The sequence below is a fragment of the Anaplasma marginale str. Florida genome (assembly GCF_000020305.1).
GTDB classification, from domain to species: Bacteria; Pseudomonadota; Alphaproteobacteria; order Rickettsiales; family Anaplasmataceae; genus Anaplasma; species Anaplasma marginale.
In genome coordinates, this window is record NC_012026.1 from 419979 (window position 1) to 441210 (window position 21232).

A 21232-nucleotide genomic window follows, 5' to 3' on the forward strand; every position below is an offset into this window, starting at 1 on the left:
AGTGGTTGCCGTTAGTGCCGGCGGCATCCAGTCCCTGTGGCTGGTGTTTTTGTGGTATTCGGATTTATGGTTAGATAGGTAATTAGCCTTGCCTCTTACCTTAATCATTGTAAATGAAATACAGCGCGATCAATCTTTTAGGATTTTGCCGTGCTTGATAACAAACTGTGTGCCGCACAACCAGCACCGTTACCGGGTGGCTGTGCAGCACTATGTACCCAAGCTTAGTACATCGGAGTAGCTACAGCGATTAACGCGCAGCTCCTCTTGCAGGTGGAGTCGCGCTGGAAGAATCGAATCCGCGCATCAAAGACGAGACATGCTTGCCTTGCTGGGTCTGCTCTCCATCTTTTTGTGAAGAAGTGGATGCGGATCTGCCTGCCTTTTCCGCTGATGCAGGGGATTTTCTTCCCGCCGCCCCTTCTAGATTGCCCATGCTGGGGGCGCCTTGCCTTCCTGTAGAGACCATATCCGAGTAGGAAATCCCATTGCCCATAGCTTTCTGAGCACCGGAATGGCCGCCGATAACTCGCTCGGCCTGCTGCGTTGATTGCCGCTCTGCCAGCATTCTTTCCAAGGTTGGTATGGCCCCTGCAAATGCAGGATTTGCACTGATTTTAGAAATCTTCTGTGTGCTCGCGTCGGCTGTTCTAGACCCAGTGACATCACCATGCTGTTGAGCAACGGAGGCCTGTTGCGCCGAGGTTTTTGCTGCAGTTGCAGGCTTATCGATTTGTGACGAACCATTTCTGGTTGAAAGTACTTTCTTCAACTCATCTACAAACCCCGGGTTTGTGCTCCTGGCATTCTCGTGAACGGGGGCTAAGCCCGGTTTCTTTGCTACTGCACTTGGTGGTGTGGCGCTGCTGCCCACGGTTGGCGATTTCTGCTCAGCTGATTCGGCACGTGCCTTTTCTGCCAGTGCGGCGCTAAATGCAGCTGCCTTGCTTTTGAGCTCATTGAAATCTATTTGTGCGGGAGCAGAAGCAGGGGTGGAAAGTTTAGGAGTGCTAGCCACGACCTTTGGTTTTTCCGCCCTGGAAGCTTCCTGCGCAAACGTGTTTCTGTTTGTGAGTAAAGCGTTCAGCCGGTTGGCAAATTCCGCTCTGGACTCACGTGTTTGGGCGGAGTTTTTGCGTACGTCCTGGATTTCACGCGCAGTACTTTCCGACTGGGCAGAACGTTTAGGGCTTTGCAACCCAGCTTCAGTTACTTGGCCAATCTTGTCAGAGGACATCGCTTTCCCTTGCTGCACGCCAGGTGTAGTGCTGCCAGTGTTCAATGCAGAGGCAGCTACTGGCTTCGGTGCAACAGCTGGTTTCGCTGCAACGGCTGGTTTTGGTGCAACAGCTGGCTTCGCTGCAACGGCCGGTTTTGGCGCGACGGCTGGCTTCGCTGCAGGCGTTGTTGCCCCAGTCTCACGCACGGTACTTTCCGACTGGGCAGAACGTTTAGGGCTCTGCAAGCCAGCCTCAGTTACTTGGCCAATCTTGTCAGAGAGCATCGCCTTCCTTTGCCGAACGCTGGGCACCACATTTTCGCTGTACTCAGGCATACTGCTCATGTTCTGCAGCACAGGAGAAGATTTTTGCTCCCCAGCACCAAGAGTTTTGCTTGAAGTTGCTACCGGCGCAGCTACTGGTTTCGGTGCAACGGCCGGTTTTGGTGCAACAGCTGGCTTCGCTGCAGGCGTTGTTACCCCAGTCTCACGCACGGTACTTTCTGATTGGGCAGAACGTTTAGGGCTCTGCAAGCCGGCCTCAGTTACTTGGCCAATCTTGTCAGAGAGCATCGCCTTCCTTTGCCGAACGCTAGGCACCACGTTTTCGCTGCATTCAGGCACATTGCTCATGTTCTGTAATGTGGAAGGGGAGGGCTTTTGTTCCCCCATGCCAAGGACATTTCTTGGAGCTGCTACTGGCGGAGTTACTGGCTTCAATGTTGCCGCTTCGCCTCTGAAGGGTTGTGCAGCCATGAGCTTGGTAGAAGTTGTAGCGGAACCTGTAGCTCTTGAGGTAGAGCTCGCCATCCGGGCAGCTGGTGCGACAACTCCTGGCGCCGGTTGCTGCATGCCGGGTGTACTGCTCACGTTCCGTGGTGCGGGGGACTTTTGTTCTCCTCCCGTGTCAAGGACCTTTCTTGGAGCTGCTACTGGCGGAGTTACTGACTTCAATGTTGCTGCTGCACCTCTAAAGGGTTGTGCAGCCATGAGATTGGCAGAAGTTGCGGCAGTAGTTCTTGGAGTAGGGCTTACCGCTTGGGCAGCTGGTGCAATTGCTGGCTTCGCTGCAGGTGTTGTTGTTCTAGTCTCGCGCGCAGCACTTTCCGACTGGGTAGGGCGTTGAGGGCTCTGCGAGCCAGCTTCAGTCACTTGGCCGGTCTTTTCAGCAAGCATAGCTTTCCTTTGTTGAACGCTAGGCATAGCGCTGCCAGTGTTCAATGCAGGAGCAGCTACCGGTTTTGGTGCGACAGCTGGTTTTGCTGCAGGTGTTGTTGTTCTAGTCTCACGCGCAGCACTTTCCGACTGGGTAGAGCGTTGAGGGCTCTGCGAGCCAGCTTCAGTCACTTGGCCGGTCTTTTCAGCAAGCATAGCTTTCCTTTGTTGAACGCTAGGCATAGCGCTGCCAGTGTTCAATGCAGGAGCAGCTACCGGCTTCGGTGCGACAGCTGGCTTCGCTGCAGATGTTGTTGCTCTGGTCTCGCGCGCAGCAGTTCTTGGAGTAGGGCTTACCGCTTGGGCAGCTGGTGCTGGCTGCTGCGCGATAGGTGCACTGCTCACGTTTTGTGGTGCAGGGGAGGATTTTTGTTCTCCCGCATCAAGGACCCTTCTTGGAGCTGCTACCGGCGAAGTTACTGCCCGAGTGTCCCCAGCTGGCTGTTTGCTGGCTGTGGGTCGCTGCTGTGCCAGAATCTGTGAATTTCGTGGGGTATCATATACAGGTTCTGCCTTAGCCGCAGCATTTTGCCCTACTAGCTGTGAATTTCGTGGGGTATCATATACAGGTTCTGCCTTGGTCACATTAGCGTATTCTTGCCACTGTGGGTCCACGGCGTCATATATTAGCTCTACTTTATCTGACTGCCCTACTAGCTGCGAATTTCGCGGAGTATCATATGCCGGTTCCGCTGTAGCCGCGGCTGCTTGCCCTACTAGCTGTGAATTTCGTGGGGTATCATATACAGGTTCCGCCTTGGTTGCGGCATTTTGGCTTATTATCTGCGAATTTCGTGGAGTATCATACGCAGGTTCTGGTGCAACATTAGCGCGTTCTCGCCAATGTGGGTCTATGGTCTCATATATTGGTTCTACGACACTGTCTGACTCTCTATCTATAGCGCCGTAGTATTGCTCTCCAGTTCTGAATTCAAAGTCGCTGCTTGCCGATACTGACGATAAACGTGACCTTGCAAAGGTGTCGAACTCATCACCCAAAAGGTCCTCAACTTGGGCCCAATGTTTTGCCTGACCAGGTTCGTTGTCAACGTCAGAGACATCCAATGGGTTAACATACCACGTTGTGGGTTGTGCTCCTGACGGGGAGGAAGATGCCTGTTCTTTTTTAGCATTCTTGTTAAAGGCGGTGATTGTCTTTTTAATCGCAGTCTTAATTCCTTTGCGAACAGAGGTTTTGCTCGAGGAGGTGCTCGAACCTACGCCCGAGTCACTGCCCAGGTCGCTGCTCGAAGAAGATCCAGGGGCCTTCTTGGCGGACACGTCATCTTCATTTTTTAACTTTGAATATGAAATGCTGCTGTTAGGAATTTTAGGAACAGAAAGACCTTTTGTTGTTTTTGTAGGACTAACAGTCCCAAATTCTTCTAAATCACCCTCATATTCGGAAAGTAAAGGAATAGTGTCCTCAGCAAGCGTACCGTGTTTACCTTTATGTAAAAAACTCTTGTTAGGAGCCGCAGGACTTTTTGTCGCCTTTTTAGGATTAGAAGTTTTTGATTCTTCTAAATCACTCTCATATTCGGAAAGTAACGGAATAGTATCCTCAGGCATACTGGCTGTCGATTGTTTAGTTTTCTTTTTCATAAAGATTACCTTGTGTAAAGGATCCGGAAGTTTATTAAAAAATTAATGAAAGTCAATAAATTAATAATTAATATTAATTTCTTTAATAATTTGATGTGGAGTTATATTCCAGGATGGACGCCAATATCAGCACACGCTGTTTCGTAGTGTATTCGGTGTAAATAGTGTAGAATCGTGTGATTTGTCGGTAAGCAAGAGCAGTTGCTGCAGGTATGTAAGGCGCATATATATGAAAAAAGTAGTATTGGCGGCCGGAGGCACAGGTGGGCATATCGTTCCCGCGGCGCTTCTTTGTCAAGTTCTTGCCGATAGGGGCTACAGATGCGTTTTATATACAGACCAGTATTTCTTGCAGTACACGGCAAGGTTTCCCGGCATAAAGGGGTATGTACTTCTACCTCTTTGTAAGAGGTCAGGCGGAGCTGTTCGACTTTTAAAATTTTGTGCGCTTCTCGCATACAGTTGCGTGCTATCGTACATAAAGCTGCGCTCACTAAAGCCGGATTTGGTAATTGGGTTTGGTGCGTACGCGTCTTTTCCCGTGCTGCTGTCAGCTTGGTTGATGTCAGTAGATGCGGTGCTGCACGAACAAAATTCCATCATGGGGAGGGTGAACCGTGTATTTGCCGGGTATGCAAGGGTTATTGCCTGTGGATTGCCGCTGCGCACGGTAGGTAATAAACTCGCACACAAGGTGGCCCATGTCGGGGTACCTACCGACGTTAAAAAAGCGGTCAAGCGGCCCTTGGCGGGTGATTCTATTAATCTTGTAATACTGGGGGGGAGCCAAGGCCTTTGTACGTTTGGGAAAACTTTCGCATTAGCGATTGCGGAACTGCCCACCAATATTAGGGGTAGGGTGTTCGTAACGCAGCAGTGCGGGAAAGGCCAATTGGAGGTGATAACAGAGCTGTATGCTAGACATGGCATCAAGCATAAGCTCAGCGGGTTTTTTACTGACATGCAAAACATAATAGGTGAGGCTGACTTAATTATCAGCAGGGCTGGTGCAACCACAATAGCGGAAGTCATGGCGGCGGGTAGGCCAGCTATATATGTGCCGTACGAGCGATCTTCTTGTAGCCATCAGTTATATAATGCCCAATTGATAGAGAGTTTAGGTGCTGGCTTGTGTATTGAGGAGCGAACTCTCGACGTTTCAAGCGCCAGGGACGCGCTTACAAACTTGCTTGGTGACCGGAACAAATTACAAGAGATGTCTTGTAATGCAGCCAAGCACGCAATGCCCGATGCTGACGCACAATTTTGTGCGATAGTAGACGGCCTACTGAAGGGCTAAGTTGTTTGAATGTGCGGTGCGTTATAGTTACAGAGAAGTAGGAGGAGTTCGGGTTTTTGTGTGTTTGTGGGGGAAGTATAAAGCCTCTTTTTACTTGAGTTACTGGCTGCTTAAGCCTAGAATGAAGCCTGTTTTTTGGGGTCAGCATGGCTGAAAGGGGTAGTGATATAAGGCCTGGTCAAATTCTTGATCATAACGGTTCTCTTTACCTGGTGGTGAAGACCATGCACACCCAGCCCGGCAAAGGGGGGGCTTACATACAGGCTGAGCTGAAAAACCTTAAGACCGGTGCTAAGTATCAGGAAAGGTTCCGCTCTGATGGATATGTAAAACGTGCTATAGTTGAGGAGGTGGAGTATCAGTACATCTTTGGTGATGGTGCCTTGCTCACGCTCATGAACACTGCAACCTATGAACAGGTTTCTATAAGTGCGGATATGCTCGGAGAGAAGGGTGTTTATCTGAAGGAGGGTATTATTCTAACCTTATCCTTCTACCAGGGGCAGGTTGTGGCCGCCAGAGTTCCGGATTATGTGGTTTTGGAAGTTGTTGAAACAGAATCTGTGATCAAAGGCCAAACCGCATCCTCTTCCTATAAATCTGCCGTGTTAGAAAATGGTGAGCGGATAAGTGTTCCTCCTTTTATAAAGGTTGGTGAGCGAATAGTAGTTTATACCGTAGACGATACGTACTACGAGAGGGCGAAGGACTGAATATGTCTGCGCTTTTTTCTCCTGTGGTGAGTGTTATGCTCAGGGCTGTGCGCAAGTCCTCTAGGGGGTTGGTGCGGGACTTTAACGAGATAAGATGTCTGCAGCCTTCCCACGTCGCCGCGGGGGAATTTGCCAAAGCCGCTTACATAAGATCTAGCAGGATTATCAGTGAGGAGCTTTATACCTACAAGCAGGAATGCGGCATACTTTTCGATGATGCTGACATTGGGCAGGATCTGGGCGAGCTGTTTTGGTTTGTGAGCCCTATAGACAGCAGAACCAATTTTACTAACGGGCTGCCGTATTTTGCCACTGTGGTTGCTCTAGTGAAAAATGGGGAGGTCACTGCAGCGGTAGTTGATGCTCCTGTACTGAGGGAAACGTTCTACGTTGACAAAGGTCTGGGTGCTTTTGTGGAGAATTATCAATCCAGATATGCCAGGATGCACGTTGCGAAGAGGGAGAGCATCAAAGCCGCATTGGTGGATGTTTCTGCTGGATGTCCGGATGTTCTATCACTAACTCAAAACCTCGTATCACAGCACGCTGTGCTGCGCTCTATGGGGTCTGTTACGCTTGGGTTTGCATACGCGGCCTCCGCCTGCTATGATATGGTGGTCTATTCCAGAGTTCATGAATACAAAGCCCGTATAGGTAGGCTCTTCATTGAGGGGAGTAAGGGCAGTATGATAAACAAAGACGGGATGCTCATTGCGGGCAGCTTCTTTTTGTGTGATTTTGTCGAGCGAAATTTCTTACGGTGAAAAGGGAATATCTTGTAGAAGGAACGTGTTTTGAAGTGCGCGTAGACAGATATTTGCGGGGCCTTCTGCCGGGTGTTACTCAGTCTTTTATAGAGCGGCTGCTGCGCAGGGGAGAAATACTACTGAACAACACAAAAGCCAAGTCGTCCACGCGGGTCAGCAATGGTGATGTCTTGAGCATAAAACATGCTGACCGCATTGCACTGCGCGAGAAAGAAATACGTGCACTCCAGCATGTGCCGCTTTTGGACCTGATAAGTGGTAGCATACTGTATGAAGATAAAAACATCATAGCAATCAACAAGCCCGCTGGTGTCAGCGTTCAGGGTGGTAGCAAGGTTAAGGTCAGTATTGACGACGTGCTTGATAAGATAAAGCCAGGCGAGTGCTGCAGGATAGTTCACAGATTGGACAAGGACACAAGCGGTGTACTTGTGCTGGCGCGTAACCTAGATGTTGCAAGGTACCTTGCGCGCGAATTTCGAGAGCGGAGAGTCAAAAAAGAATATATTGCGGTTACCAGAGGTGTGCCACAGCCGGCATCCGGGGAGGTGAGCACGCCAATATTTTACAAGGTACGGTCTGCCACCGGGGAGAGCATGATTGAAAAAGAGGCCAAGACTTTCTTCTCGGTTATGCGGATTTTGGGAGATTGTGCGGTGGTGTTGCTGCGTCCAGTTACGGGAAGGAAGCACCAATTGCGGATTCACATGTCGCAGATTGGATGCCCGATAGTCGGGGATAATAAATACCACAAGTGCGATCTTGCTGAGAAGGAGATGCTACACCTGCATGCTTCATTGCTGACCTTTGAATTAATGGGCCGTACACTCAGCATAGCCGCTAATGTGCCCCGCTATATGGAGGAGAAGATTAACCCACTTTAATGCTCGTGAAACCGCGTCCATTTTAAATTTGTTCCGCTTTAATACCCTACGATAACCGGCAAGGGTGGTCGCCTGCTGCGTAAGTGCTAGGTGCGCACTACCCAGGGGATGTGCGACTGCGGCACAGTTCCGGGTTTCAAGCATCATGGTAAGCTGCGGTGTGGCGCACGAATGCTACTAACTCGGTAGTGAAGTACGGCGGAATTACCGTTGAGGAGGGCGAGCCGGGGAAATCACACGCGGCGTTGTTTATGGCTGGTCGTACGATACGGCGTTTCTTGTCTCCTTAGCAGAATATAGGCATTTATCCGCCCTATTTAAAAAGTCCTTAGCCTCCTCAGAAGGGCGAAACTCTGCTACCCCGATACTTACGGTTTTTTCAAGCGCACCTCCGCTTGTGTTGAATGGCTCTTCAGCAATTTTTTGCCGAAGTCGTTCAGCCGCCGTCACGGCTTGATCTATACCCGTTTCTGGCAAGATGATGACAAATTCCTCGCCTCCAAATCTTGCAAGTAGGTCAGATATTCTAATATTGTCGAAAATTCTTTTTCTAAGCTGCTGCAGAAGCTCATCCCCGACAGTATGCCCAAAAGTATCATTTACCCGCTTGAAATGATCTACGTCTATTATCATTACAGACAGATCTTTACCTTTGTCACGCGCTTCGTTCACAATATTTTGGAAGTGCATATCGAAATATCGTCTGTTATAACACCCCGTCAAAGGGTCTGTGATCGACATTTCCGCATTATCTTCCAAGTGCATGCGCAGCGCATCTTGATATCTTTTCCTTTTGACTTGCACATTCGTCCTCGCAAGCAGCTCGTTGCTGTCTACAGGAGCCATGATATAGTCGCTAATGCCAATCTCAAAAGCCCTGCTCAGGATGCCAATATCGTCGCTTTCATCTAGTAGCACCAGTATGGGAGTGTAGCGCGTATTATTGTTACTCCTGAAGTTTGAGCAGAATCTGAGCCCATCGCCACCAAAATTGAGGTCTATTATGAAGAGATCATAGCTTTCCGCGTTCTGGAGATTGACATCCTGCGATGGGTTGTCCAACACCGCGGTTTCTTGAAAATACTCCTGCAGCACGCTGTTCATGTGTTCTGAGCGCACCTTATCACTATCGAGGATCATGATTTTGGCGTTGGAGATCTGGTTTGCGTAGTGCATAATGTTCCCGTCTACCGAGCTCATTTCTGTATTGGTCTTGCCTCTGAGCCTTAGCTCGTCCACGAGAATTTTGAACCTGGTGAGCGATCTGATTCTCGAAAAAAGCGCTACGTCGTTTATTGGTTTGGTCAAAAAGTCATCAGCTCCGGCGCTGATTCCATTTACGCGGTTGTCAGTGGTGTTATCCAGCGCCGTTACCATTACAACCGGTATGTAGGTTGTAGCAGGGTCAGCTCTTAGTCTTCTACAAGTCTCGTATCCGTCCATGCCTGGCATCATGACATCAAGCAAGATTAAATCCGGATGCTTTTCTCTTGCCAGCTGTATGGCCTCTTCGCCGCTCATCGCGGTGAGCACATTGTAGTATTCTTTGGTGAGCTTTGCCTGCAACAACTTGACGTTAGCTATGAGGTCATCTACCACCAGTATTTTTGCTGTCATTATTTTCTTCTCATGCTAAATGATCGTATAACCCGGGATTAGGGTACTATTGGCTGTGGTTGCTGATCAATCGGGTATTGTATTATACCATGCCACCCACACGCGTGCCAATTTCACAGTACGTCAGCACACAGCTATACACACTTGGGCGCTGTCTTACTTGCTGCGGTAGCCGATTAATGGCGCCACCATAGACTTAGTTGTCCTGTTGTTGCGGCTTGGCTTGTGCAGAGGCATCATCCGCCGCGCGTCCTGTCTCTGAGGCATCCAGTGCCTCTTTACCGCGACTATCGCGCCCTATTACATCGCTAACTTCGTAAGCCTCGTATAGAACCCCATCATCGCCCATTATGCGCTTTTTTGGCACTGCATAGCCAGTGCCTGTGCTATCACCACACGCTTCGCGCATGGAATTCCAAACTTCTTCCTTAATTTCTGTGAACTTTCTGTAATATGCCCCGGCGGTTTTTAGTAGCCCGGGAAGCTTTTTCGGATCTGTAACCAGGCACCCAACTACCAGAACCAACACCATTTCTGACAGGCCCACATTAAACATGGTGATCCTTTTCTGCAGTGAAGACACTTAACGCCCTGATTATTAGCACTAATCTACTGAGATCCAATTGTGTAGAGTTTATATCCTCCAAAAATCTGTAGTATCCATCCAGCTGACTCTTGTATTGAGTGCACCAGGAATCTACATGCTCCTGTACCACGCCGTCCACGCACTTTTGCATATCTACTTTCTCGAGTATCATGCGCTTTACTATGTTGCCAGTGATTATGGACTGGTAATCGCTAAGATCATCCAATAAGTTCCTTACAGCTACGCGCTGCCAGTACGGTGAAGCCGCGTCCACTTGCATTGCGAGCTCCCGTATACGACTAAAGCTCAAGACAGAACGCAGCTTGAAGTATACCTTGCCGACCGCAACTATATCTGCCCCTGTACTCTCTGCAAGATGTATTATATCCATGGCAAAAACGGAAAACCGCAACCCACCGATCCTCTGTGCTATTTTGGGATCCAAATTTTGTTTGCGGCAGGTTCTGTTGTGCAGTGTTGTAAGATTCTAAAAACTCCCCGCACAAGATGTTTTCCATGTTCTCTTCGATGAGCAGGGTTTGCGATGACAGGCTCTCTAACCTTGTTTCTACATCCGGGAACTTGTGCATGTGCCGGAGCATCCAGAAAGTTGCCTGCCCAATGAACTTTTGCACTTCCCTGATGATTGTGACATAGTCATTAACGTCTATAGTGCCGTCGACCCTGTCAAGCTCGCTCCAAATATCTTGTAAGTTATATACTCTGGAGATTGTCACATAAACCCTGGCGATCGTGTCTATGGTAATACCCATGCTTTCTATGTGGCTGACGAAAACACAACCCATCCTGTTTACTATGTCGTTGGATATGCATGTGGCGAGTATTTCGTGCTTCAATTTGTGCTGTTTTATATACTTCTCAAACCTGTTCCTCATAGACTCAGGGAAGTATGAAAGCAGATATTGAGATTCGTAGACACTTGCTAGGCCGTGCTGCAGCAAATTGGACTTCATAATTCCCCCTTTTATGAATGTCCGGGTGTACGCTATAAGCACGGCTATCTGCGGGGCAGCAAGCCCCCTGGATTCCGAAATCATCCTCAGGATTTCCTCGTCGCTGGGCAGGAACTCCATGCTGCGGTCCAGGGCATTTATCTTTTCAAGGTACTGCATTATCCGATGGTGCTGCTCTATACGCTTTGTTGCCTGCATGCATTCCAGCATCAACGTTCTGGTCTCGAGTTTATTATGGCGCGCCATGAGAATGCCGGGTATGTCGAGAAGCATGTCGTAGAGGATCTTGTTGCGTTCCTCCAGGGAGATGAATTTATCTCTGACGGCCATTTCCAGGCAGATTTTGAGGTTGACTTCGAAGTCTGAGCAGGTAACACCGCCTGCGTTGTCTATAAAGTCAGTATTAATCCTGCCTCCCTTGCTCGCATATTCTACTCTACCTAGTTGCGTACAGCCGAGATTTCCCCCTTCTATGACCATCGAGGCGCGCAGGTCTTCCCCATTTATTCTGAGCCGATCATTGGCCTTATCACCAACAGCAGGGTGAGTTTCCTTGGACGATTTTACGTATGTACCTATACCGCCGTTCCAGATCATGTCTACTGGCGCTTTTAGCATCGCCCTAATAAGGGCAGTAGGGGAGATGCTGTCCTCCTCGGTGTTCAGTTGGAAGCATTGCTTCATCTCCGGAGTAAGAGTAATAGATCTTGAGCTGCGACAGAACACACCCCCGCCTTTTGATATAAGGCTTGGTTTGTAATCTTGCCAAGATGACCCCGGAGTTTCAAACAAGCGCTTACGTTCCGCGAAGCTTTTTGCAGGGTCAGGAGAGGGGTCAACAAATATGTGTATGTGGTTAAAGGCCCCCAGTAGGCAGATCTTATCGGATAACAACATCCCATTTCCGAACACGTCACCCGACATATCCCCTATGCCAACAGCGGTGAATGTATCTTTCTGTATATCCTTACCCATGGTCCAGAAGTGCCGCTGTGCAGCAGCCCATGCCCCTCTGGCAGTAATGCCTATTTTTTTATGGTCAAACCCAACGGACCCCCCAGATGCAAATGCATCACCGAGCCAGAAGTTATACTCTGCAGAAACTTGATTTGCGTGATCAGAAAAAGACGCGGTGCCCTTATCGGCCGCAACTACCAAGTATGGATCGTCGTCATCATACCTTACTACTCGGCTTGGGGTGACGCACTGGTCGTCTATTACGTTGTCAGTAATGTCCAATATACCACGCAAAAAGCTCTTGTAGCACTCAATCGCGCACTCAACCGACCCCGACTTCTTTGAGTTACCCTTCAGAACAAAACCGCCTTTAGAACCGACTGGGACGATAACGGAGTTTTTCGTCATCTGTGCCTTCATCAACCCTAAGACCTCAGTGCGAAAATCTTCGGTCCTGTCGGACCACCTTATGCCGCCTCTTGCCACCTTCCCACCGCGTAGGTGTATACCCTCAAACGTGTTTGAGTAAACATATATTTCCCTGAAGGGGAAAGGGCGAGGAATGTCGGGGACTGCGCCGGAGTCTAGCTTTAGCGAGAGATAATTTCTACCGTCTTGATAGTAATTTGTGCGCAAGACCGCCAATATCAGGTTATACATGCATCTCAGTATGTAGTCGTGGACCATATCTGAGACTTGTGCAAACAACTCGTCAATTGATTTGCGCACGCCCGCTACCTTGGCGGCTCTGTCACCAGATATATCTGGGTCAAACCTAGCCTCGAATAGCCGAACAAACAAATGGACCATGTAAGAATGCTTCCTAACAACCTTTTGGATGTACGCCTGGCTATAGTTGAATAGGATTTGCTTTAAGTATCTACTTAGCGTTCTTACGAGTAAAACTTCCTTCCATCTTAAGTTTGCCAAAATCACCAAGCTATTGAAGTAGTCGTTCTCAGTTTCTCCGGAAAATACCTTTTTCAACGTCGTTTCAAATCGGCTCTTCACGCTATGATGGTCAAAGGACTTGCTCGCGTTTGCGAGCACAAAGTGGTGCAAACGCACGCACCTCTCCCGCACTGTGATATCATAACTGTGGTGCTGCAGCATTCCCGCGCCCATCTTCTTTACGACGTCCAAAACCTTCGATAGGCGTAAGTCCCCCTCAAGCAGTACGTATATCTTTAGCTGGTAATGGCTGCAGTCTTCTGACAAGTATAGATCTACCTCGCCCTCACCTGTAGGGCTTTCCAATACTTTATGGATCTTCAAGACGTCGTGGCGCGCATTTTCTGGGGAAAAGTACTCCTGATAGCTAGTGGGGAAGGCGTTTACATATCCGGAAAAATCACCCTCGAGCTTCTGAGATAGCACCTGCTGCAGCCTATCTTCCCACCGCTTTGTGGATTCTACCACCATCTTCTCAACTTCCTGCACCGATATAGCATAGGAAGCCGTGCTGTCGGTCTTGATCGTGAATTGCAGTCTTACCAAATCAGACTCATCATACATGTTGTAGTATTTGCCAACGACTTTACCGTCTAGGGCGCCTTCCAGTACGGTAGCTATGCGATCCGCGAGCTCTGTGCTAGCTAGGTTTTTTGGCATGAAGATGATGCACCCAATGAAGCCGTTGATTGCATCTTTCAGCATGAATAGCCGGACTTTTGGGTTGCTGGACAGGAAAAGTATTCCCATCGAGATCTGGAACAGGTCTTCTTCAGAGAAGCGGAAAAGCTCTTCCCTAGAGAACCGCTGCATAATGGCCATCAATGCCTTTCCATTGTGTCCATTTTTCAAGAATCCGGATCTTTCTTTGACGAGCCCGATCTTCTTCCTTATCACCGGTATGTGGCATGCGCTCTGAAATTCGACTGAAGAGGTAAAAAACCCGTAGAAGCACTTTTCCTGTTCCAGATTTCCCGCCTTATCGAACGTGCGCAGGCCTATGCAAATCATGTATCCGTACCTATGCACGTGGGAAACGAAATTTGACTGCACAACGTATAGTGGCTCTTTACTTTGCGTCTGGCAACTTAAAGATTTTTGGGTTTGCTGCCCCATCCTTTGTAACCCCAAGCTGCGTCCCGGATCCAGAACTAGCTCCCCTGACTTTGATTTCGTATACTCACTGTACCCAAGGAACACGAAGCTGTCCTCGCGCAGCCATTTCAGGAAATTGCAGATCTCCTCACGCGATGGGTCATTTTTCATACTCGCCAGCAGTTCGTCCACTCGGCCAAGCATCGGTTGCCAATCGCCTACGCAGCATACAACCGAGTGCAGTGCCTGTTCGACTTCCGTCTTGAGCGTGCTTTGTAGCTCTTCACTTGTAGGTCCCACCACAAAATATGCTACAGATTCGCAAGCATTATCATCGGCGCAGGATGTGGATAGAGCATCAACGCTTACAATTCTGCCGCCTTTCCTCTTCAGGAGCAAAACCGCGTTTGTGTAGTGATATATTGGTAAATTATGCTTTTTCAGCGCTATTATTACGGAGTCTATTATGAACGGCAGATTGTCATTGGCCGTCTCCACTATTGTGAGGGATTTTTCCGGGAACCCTGGGCGCTCCACCGTGAATACGCGCACCATGCTCTCTTTGGGCTTCCTATTACTGATAAAATTATACAGATCTTCTGCAATGTTTAGCAGAAACTGGCTGGTTAATTCCACATCTGTGCTGTAAGAAAAGTTGTAAAACTTCTCTATGAAGCTTTTGAGCAAGCCGTACTCATCAGTTTGTGATGGGAACTTTTCCCGCAGGGCCTTCAGCACAGAGGTGACCACGTGCCCTTCGAAGCCACAAGCACTATCTTCTGGGATGCGCATTACTTTACAACGTATCTTAGGAACAAAAAACAAAAGAGGAGCGTACAAAACCTACTGAAGGCTAGGTTAGCATATCCTATACCGATTAAAACACAATTAATTTACCAAACTTAAGCACAGACACTTCTCGGATACATGGTAACCGTATAACCAGCCGTCGTACACAGTAATGTTGTATTACAAATTTGTCATTTGCAAAATTACTGAGTTTTGTGCCATCCAGAGAATTTTCCAGGATACGTGCGCCGAATATTTTTCATGCACCCCGTATATACATGGCAGTAATTGTACGGGTTATGCTGCATATGTGTGGTTGGGGTATAAAGGTGCTATGAACAAGCGGTTATGATATGTCGCACAGGTGTTACCTGGGTTTTATGTGCAGCACAGCACCCCCAGTATTGCGCTGAAACTCCCAGGTGCAAGTGCGTAAATGCGCTTGCTTGCTGTGTTTACCGACGCACATTTTTCTGTACACGGTTTTGTTATTGTGGTATCCAGCACCGCAGGCTTGTGATTTTGTTGTGGATATGGTTATGACTGCGCGCAGGGGTGGGAAGGCCGTTTCTGATTTATTGGAGGAGGTGAGTGTACAAGGGGCTGCTGATGATAGAGTTACCTTGTATGAACTCAAGATGACCCTGCGTGACAGGGGCTTTGGCGTGCTCATGCTCCTGTTTGCTCTGCCGCTTTCCATACCAATTCCCGTGCCTCCTGGCTATACTACCGTGTTGTCCATTCCGCTACTGCTGTTCTCGGCCCAAATGCTTATGGGGCTCTCCACTCCGTGGCTGCCGGCTTTTTTAGAAAAAAGGTCGTTCAAGCGCGAGTTTTTGGCGACTGTAGTTGAGAGAACGTCTCCAATACTGAGAGGGATGGAGCGGTGGAGCAGGCCCAGGATGTTTGTGGTGTTCAGTGGTGTGGGGGAGAAGGCGGTGGCGCTGATTTGCCTTTTGTGCGCCCTTTCCATTGCAATTCCCCTGCCTTTGACGAACTTCATTCCTGCCGGTGGGATGTCTGCTATGGCGCTCGGCATGCTGAACCGGGATGGCGTTCTGGTAATTTTAGGCGTGTTGTTGGGGTTCTTTGGGCTACTTGTTACCGCAGTGGTACTCATAGCGGGGCCTAAGCTTGTAATCGAGATGTTCTCTGTCCTGTTCAAGTCGTAATATGAGGCTGCATGACACTCTGCATGCCGCCAAGAGGGTTTTTTCTCCAAAAAACAGTGAGCGCGTCGGTGTCTACGTTTGCGGCCCTACTGTTTACGATTTAGCACACATAGGCAACGCGCGGTCCGTAGTTGTTTATGACGTTTTATTCAGGCTGCTAAAGGCGTTATACCCTGAGGTTGTTTACGTTAGGAATATCACCGACGTGGATGATAAAATCATCAATGCGGCGGAATCCGAAAACAAAAGTATTGCGGAGTTGACTGCGCACTACACCAAGCTGTTTCATGAAGATATTGAAGCGCTTAACTGCCTTTCTCCAACCTTTGAACCAAGGGCAACCGAAGAAATTGAAACTATGCTGCATATAATTGGCAGGTTGATTCAGGCGGGGCACGCCTATGTTCGGGGTGGCACGGTATATTTTAGTGTAGAGTCCTATAAGCATTATGGGGCGCTGTCTGGCCGGAAATTGGGTGATATGATATCCGGCAGCAGGGTGGAAGTTGTTGCCGAGAAGCTTCACCCTGGGGATTTTGTCCTCTGGAAACCGGCGACTGATCTTGATATGAAGCTTGGTGCGTGCTGGCCTAGTCCTTGGGGAGTTGGGCGGCCAGGATGGCATGTGGAATGCTCTGCTATGAGCTATCGCTATCTAGGTGATAGCTTTGATATTCACGGAGGTGGCGCGGATTTGATGTTTCCGCATCACGAAAACGAAATATCCCAAAGCTGTTGTGCCTTTCCCGGCAGTGAGTACGCTAGGTATTGGGTGCACAACGGGTTTTTGACGGTCAACGGTGGTGAGAAGATGAGCAAGTCCCTTGGCAATGTTATCACGGTTAGAGGGCTGCTCAGCAACGGAGTGGACGGAGAGGTAATTCGGTATGTGTTCCTGAGTACCCACTACCGCAAGCCGCTTGATTGGGGTGACAAGGCCGTACTTGATGCTAAAGAGGCGCTGAACAAAATATACCGCTCCTGCGAGGGGTTTTCCGCACAACTATTGAGCACGGGTCTAGAAGATGTGGGTGTGCACGACGCAGTTATGGCATCATTGCGGGACGACATGAATACACCGGCAGCAATCGCCGCCCTACATGAATTGGTTAAGGAGATCAATAAAACTAACAACGCTGGGGAGAAGCTGCGATTGGCAAGGGTGCTGAATAAGAGCGCCATGCTGATGGGTATGTTCCGCAATTTTCCGGAAAGAAAACTCCTCGACATGCGAGGCTTGGTTGATGAGGGTGAAATCAATCGGCTCATCGAGAAAAGGGTAGAGGCCAAAAAGTGTGGGGATTTTAAGCTGGCGGATGAGATCAGAGAAAGTTTATCCAACATGGGTATAGGCATTTCTGACGGGAAAGACGGCTCAACGCGTTGGCATAGAAAAAACTAGCTCGATATCCACCTGTCCGGGTTGCGCGCAGGTACTCACTATAAGCGCCATTTGTGTTGCTGTTGTGATGCTTTCGCTAATTTGTATAACCCCCTGACAATGCAGTAATATATCCGACCATAGCACCTCTGCGAGCGGCATTAATTTGGTGCGTAGATGCATGTTGCCACGAAAAAGAGGTGGTTAGTGATTGACAATTTTTGAGTTATTTGTAAGTTTGAGCCGTGGGTATTTTAGGGGGGAGAACATGTCTTTGTTGGATGCCAGGCCAGTATATAAACCCTTCTACTACCCGTGGGCGTATGACGCTTGGTTGTGCCAGCAGAGAATCCATTGGATACCCGAAGAGGTGCCCCTTGCGGATGATGTTCAGGATTGGAAAACCAAGCTGTCCGAACAAGAGAAGAACCTTCTAGTGCAGATTTTCCGCTTCTTCACCCAAGCGGATATAGAGGTAAACAACTGCTATATGAAGCACTATTCGAACATCTTCAAGCCTACAGAGATCTGTATGATGCTCTCGGCTTTTTCCAATATGGAGACCGTGCACATAGCAGCATACTCGTATTTGTTGGATACCATAGGAATGCCCGAGGTCGAATACCAGGCATTCTTGAAGTTTGAGGTGATGAAGAAAAAGTACGACTACATGCAGAGGTTTGAGGAATCCAGGAAGGGTGACAAGAGGCATGTAGCGAAAACCTTGGCTGTGTTTGGCGCCTTCACTGAGGGTCTGCAGCTTTTCGCCTCGTTTGCGATTTTGCTGAATTTCCAGCGTTTTGGTAAGATGAAGGGGATGGGGCAGATTATAGCCTGGTCCGCCAGGGATGAGACGCTGCACACTGAGTCTATCATTAGGCTGTTTAACACCTTCATTCACGAAAACCAGGAGATATGGGATGAGAATTTGCGTGAAGAGCTTTACGGTGCCTGCCGGGTTATCGTTTCGCTGGAAGATGAATTCATCGACCTCGCCTTCGCTTTGGGGGATGTTGAAGGGCTTTCTGCGGCTGAGGTTAAGCGGTACATACGCTACATAGCAAACAGAAGGCTCAAGCAACTTGATCTGGAGCCCATATATGGTGATAACGTGAATCCTTTGCCGTGGCTTGATGAGATTCTTAATGGGGTTGAGCATACTAACTTTTTCGAGAATCGGGTTACGGAGTATTCGCGCGCTGCAACGGAGGGTACCTGGGATGAGGCGTTTGCGGATGGGTAGGAGCTTCCTATCGGTGGTCTGCCGACCCTTGGTTTTTGTGGCTATTTTGGCGTTTGTGCAGGCTGTTTGTGTTCCTGCTCTCGGTGACAGTGGCGAGGATGAGGACATAGCCAAGCTTCCCAAGGCATTTATCGCGGGGGAGCTGAAGGAAGTTATTAAAATGCCCGACAGGCCGTTTTTTGATTTAAGCGGTAAGGAGTTTTCTGCGAAAAACTTCGAAGGGCGAGTGTTGATTGTAGCGTTTTGGGCTCCGTGGAGCTTGGAGTCTGTCGCGTTGCTAAGGGAGCTTCAGGCAATTTGGGATCATTTGAATCAGAAAGAAGCCAAAGATAGGATCGTATTTTTGCCGGTTTCTTACGGGGATGCGCATGCTGTGCAGTCATTCTGCAAGGAATATGGAATTGCACTTACTGTGTACCTGGACACAAATAGGGCGCTTTTTGATTATTTCGATGTGAGGGCTATACCGCTAACCTTGATTGTTGACCGGGGCGGTGTTGTACTGTACCGCATAGACGGCAATGTAAAGTGGGATAGTGTTGACGTGATAGGCAAGTTGCTGTCCATGGCCTCATAGCGGATTTTGGGCGCACTGCGTGCCCAGTAAGTGGAGCTGGGATGCCTCGAGTGCGCTAGCGGGGCCGCCGTTTTGATTGTGGGGCGTCAGTGCAGGGTGAAATGCTGGGCCAATCCAGTGTGCGCTCGTCCCAGCTGCTGGGGCAATACCCACACTCCCGCGTACGTGATTAGGTGTCTGCGTGGTGTTTTCTAAAAAGTATGCGGCTTTGGCAACCAAGCCGGACGGTAGTTTTAAGGTGGTTACAGTCTGCAGTGCGGATAACAAAAAATGCTGCGGAGCCGCACAATCGTTTTTCTGCAGTGTGCAACTGGGGGCATGCGCAGCCCTGTGCCGATTTTAGCGAGTTGTATGTTGTAATACTGTGATATAACCCAAGTGCGCAAAAAAGCGCGTGACGCCTGCGTCACCCACGCCATCCGGGATGCGAAAGAACCACGCAGCGCCGCTGTCGCTATTAGGGTTGTTACGCGAAGCTACGTTCAAGGCATATACGCACAGATCCGCGAAGCATATACCATCTTTTGGCCAGTTCGTGCAGCTTTTCCAGGCTGTTTCTGACTTTTTCTGGCACTGACCTGCCACGAAGACTACGCAGCGCCGCTGTCGCTATTAGGTTTGTTACGCGAAGCTACGTTCAAGGCATATACACACAGGTCCGCAAAGCATATGCCATTCTTTTTGGCCAGTTCGTGCAGCTTTTCCAGGCTGTTTCTAACTTTTTCTGGCACTGATCCGCCACGCTCTTTTGATAGCCAGGTGTTTTGGTGCTGTACAGGGTGTGCGTCCGGCCTTGGTTCCCCAATATATATAGCAAATGGGGCAATTCTACCGCCAAACTCGCATGGGATAATAAACTTCTTGATTCCAGACATGATGCTACTCTAGTAATTGCAAATCGCGCTTCTGAAGACATTCTACATATCTTAAGGTTTTGTGTGTACCACAAATTTATGGTGGACCATAAAAAAGAACCAATATCGGAATGGCCGGGGTGCGCGGTTGTTTTGGGCGGCAAAACCACTTAAACTTGGGCTGTACCGCGTAGGTTCTCCATGGTATCTGACTCAGGTAATATATACGTTAACACATGGGTTTTTGTTTTAAGAAATTCATTTTTGAAAATTCTGCCCACGTGACGATGGATAGGTTTATGAGCCTTGCCCTGTATCATGAAGAGCATGGGTATTATATGACCAGGGTGCCCTTCGGCCGAGCTGGGGATTTCGTAACGTCGGCGGAAATAAGCCAACTTTTTGGAGAAGTTGTTGCACTTTGGATTCTATCCTACCTAGAAAGTGCTGGAATTTCGGAAAAATTTTCCCTCCTAGAACTTGGTCCGGGCAGGGGGACGCTGATGCATGACATTCTGAGGGTGTTTGAACAATTCCCCAGATACGATGCCCTGCTTGAGGTCCATTTGCTTGAAATCAGCCCACTATTGCGCAACACTCAGCGTGCGACATTGGAAAGCTTCTCGGCGCGCAAAGAAATCTCTTGGCATTGTAAATTGGAAGAGCTGCCGGAAAGGCCCACAATTGTGGTGGCGAATGAGTTTTTTGATGCGCTACCAGTGAGGCAGTTTATACGTACTAGCGGGGCCTGGAAGGAGTGTTGTGTATGCAATGATGGAGGAAATTTAGGCATTGTGGCTGTGGACACGCAATATAACCTTGATGAGTATGGTGATGTACCCGAAGGAGGAATAATAGAGCGCTGCGAGGCTGCCAGTGACGTTTTAGCATGTTTGGAAAAAATTATTGTGCGCAATGGGGGAGCGGCCGCCATATTTGACTATGGATATTTACAACCGCCGTACCGTAGTACCATACAATCAGTGAAGAGCCACCATTATTGCGATTTTCTCGATAACATCGGGGAATGTGACATCACCGCACACGTCGATTTTGGCTTGTTGCAGAAGCACGCTCAACGCCTAAATAGCAAGGTTGTGACCCAGAGGGAGTTTTTGTATCAATTTGGGATCCGCGAGAGGCTAGCGTGCCTTGAACGCAATGCTACCGAGAGGCAGAGGCGTGAACTTAAAGGCGCGTTCCTGCGCCTTACGGAAAATATGGGCACGATGTTTAAAGTGTTATTGCTGAACCACGAACGACATTGAGCATTGGTCTGCAGGTTGCCTATAAACTAAGCCTCAGGTCGGCAAGTTGCTCACGCAGCTTTAGG

The 21232-nt window shown here is 48.9% G+C and carries 13 protein-coding genes and 2 pseudogenes; 9 read left to right on the top strand and 6 right to left on the bottom strand.

Going from position 1 to position 21232, the window contains the following annotated elements:
* Window positions 1–250: 250 nt before the first annotated feature.
* The gene (locus tag AMF_RS06790; protein WP_012658914.1) at window positions 251–4039 is read right to left on the bottom strand and encodes a hypothetical protein; all 3789 of its coding nucleotides are present in this window, start codon (window positions 4037–4039) and stop codon (window positions 251–253) included.
* A gap of 229 nt (window positions 4040–4268) precedes the next feature.
* Here AMF_RS06790 and AMF_RS06795 point away from each other — a divergent pair, with 229 nt between their 5' ends.
* From AMF_RS06795 to AMF_RS06810, 4 genes are all read left to right on the top strand, one after another.
* On the top strand, window positions 4269–5339 hold the full coding sequence (locus tag AMF_RS06795) for a UDP-N-acetylglucosamine--N-acetylmuramyl-(pentapeptide) pyrophosphoryl-undecaprenol N-acetylglucosamine transferase (RefSeq protein WP_010267429.1): 1071 nt from the start codon (window positions 4269–4271) through the stop codon (window positions 5337–5339).
* A gap of 146 nt (window positions 5340–5485) precedes the next feature.
* Window positions 5486–6052, top strand: a complete 567-nt coding sequence (efp, locus tag AMF_RS06800) for an elongation factor P (protein ID WP_010264096.1) — start codon at window positions 5486–5488, stop codon at window positions 6050–6052.
* Window positions 6053–6054: 2 nt separating this feature from the next.
* Complete coding sequence (locus AMF_RS06805; protein ID WP_010264099.1) at window positions 6055–6816, top strand: inositol monophosphatase family protein; 762 nt, start codon at window positions 6055–6057, stop codon at window positions 6814–6816.
* Window positions 6813–7703 carry an RluA family pseudouridine synthase gene (locus tag AMF_RS06810; protein ID WP_010267430.1) on the top strand — a complete coding sequence of 297 codons (891 nt, stop codon included), beginning with the start codon at window positions 6813–6815 and terminating at the stop codon, window positions 7701–7703. The genes AMF_RS06805 and AMF_RS06810 overlap by 4 nt, the downstream gene beginning before the upstream one ends.
* A gap of 249 nt (window positions 7704–7952) precedes the next feature.
* On the opposite strand, the gene AMF_RS06815 is transcribed toward AMF_RS06810, so the two are convergent.
* The 3 genes and pseudogenes from AMF_RS06815 to AMF_RS06825 form a co-directional block, all read right to left on the bottom strand.
* Window positions 7953–9320, bottom strand: coding sequence for a PleD family two-component system response regulator (locus AMF_RS06815; protein ID WP_010267432.1), 1368 nt, complete (start codon window positions 9318–9320; stop codon window positions 7953–7955).
* Window positions 9321–9516: 196 nt separating this feature from the next.
* Window positions 9517–9876 carry a Sec-independent protein translocase subunit TatB gene (gene tatB, locus AMF_RS06820; RefSeq protein ID WP_010264108.1) on the bottom strand — a complete coding sequence of 120 codons (360 nt, stop codon included), beginning with the start codon at window positions 9874–9876 and terminating at the stop codon, window positions 9517–9519.
* A pseudogene (locus tag AMF_RS06825) lies at window positions 9869–14675 on the bottom strand (NAD-glutamate dehydrogenase). The gene tatB and the pseudogene AMF_RS06825 overlap by 8 nt, the downstream one beginning before the upstream one ends.
* A 530-nt stretch (window positions 14676–15205) precedes the next feature.
* On the opposite strand from AMF_RS06825, the gene AMF_RS06835 reads away from it, so the two are divergent.
* The 4 genes from AMF_RS06835 to AMF_RS06850 all read left to right on the top strand — a co-directional run bounded on the left by AMF_RS06835 (window position 15206) and on the right by AMF_RS06850 (window position 19045).
* Window positions 15206–15844 carry an exopolysaccharide biosynthesis protein gene (locus AMF_RS06835; protein ID WP_206740258.1) on the top strand — a complete coding sequence of 213 codons (639 nt, stop codon included), beginning with the start codon at window positions 15206–15208 and terminating at the stop codon, window positions 15842–15844.
* Between the two features lies 1 nt (window position 15845).
* Window positions 15846–17246 (top strand): cysteine--tRNA ligase, encoded by a 1401-nt coding sequence (cysS, locus tag AMF_RS06840; RefSeq protein WP_010267437.1) that lies wholly within the window; start codon window positions 15846–15848, stop codon window positions 17244–17246.
* 247 nt (window positions 17247–17493) lie between these two features.
* Window positions 17494–18468 (top strand): ribonucleotide-diphosphate reductase subunit beta, encoded by a 975-nt coding sequence (locus AMF_RS06845; protein WP_010264119.1) that lies wholly within the window; start codon window positions 17494–17496, stop codon window positions 18466–18468.
* Window positions 18461–19045: a TlpA family protein disulfide reductase gene (locus AMF_RS06850; protein ID WP_227013320.1), complete on the top strand. Its 585-nt coding sequence runs from the start codon at window positions 18461–18463 to the stop codon at window positions 19043–19045. Before AMF_RS06845 ends, AMF_RS06850 begins: the two co-directional genes overlap by 8 nt.
* 438 nt (window positions 19046–19483) lie before the next feature.
* On the opposite strand, the pseudogene AMF_RS10395 reads toward AMF_RS06850, so the two are convergent.
* Window positions 19484–19631, bottom strand: a pseudogene (locus tag AMF_RS10395) (DUF2610 domain-containing protein); the annotation flags it as partial.
* A 4-nt stretch (window positions 19632–19635) separates the two neighbouring features.
* Complete coding sequence (locus AMF_RS06855; RefSeq protein ID WP_010264133.1) at window positions 19636–19920, bottom strand: DUF2610 domain-containing protein; 285 nt, start codon at window positions 19918–19920, stop codon at window positions 19636–19638.
* A gap of 215 nt (window positions 19921–20135) precedes the next feature.
* Here AMF_RS06855 and AMF_RS06860 point away from each other — a divergent pair, with 215 nt between their 5' ends.
* On the top strand, window positions 20136–21167 hold the full coding sequence (locus tag AMF_RS06860) for a class I SAM-dependent methyltransferase (protein ID WP_011114296.1): 1032 nt from the start codon (window positions 20136–20138) through the stop codon (window positions 21165–21167).
* The last annotated feature ends 65 nt before the right edge of the window (window positions 21168–21232 follow it).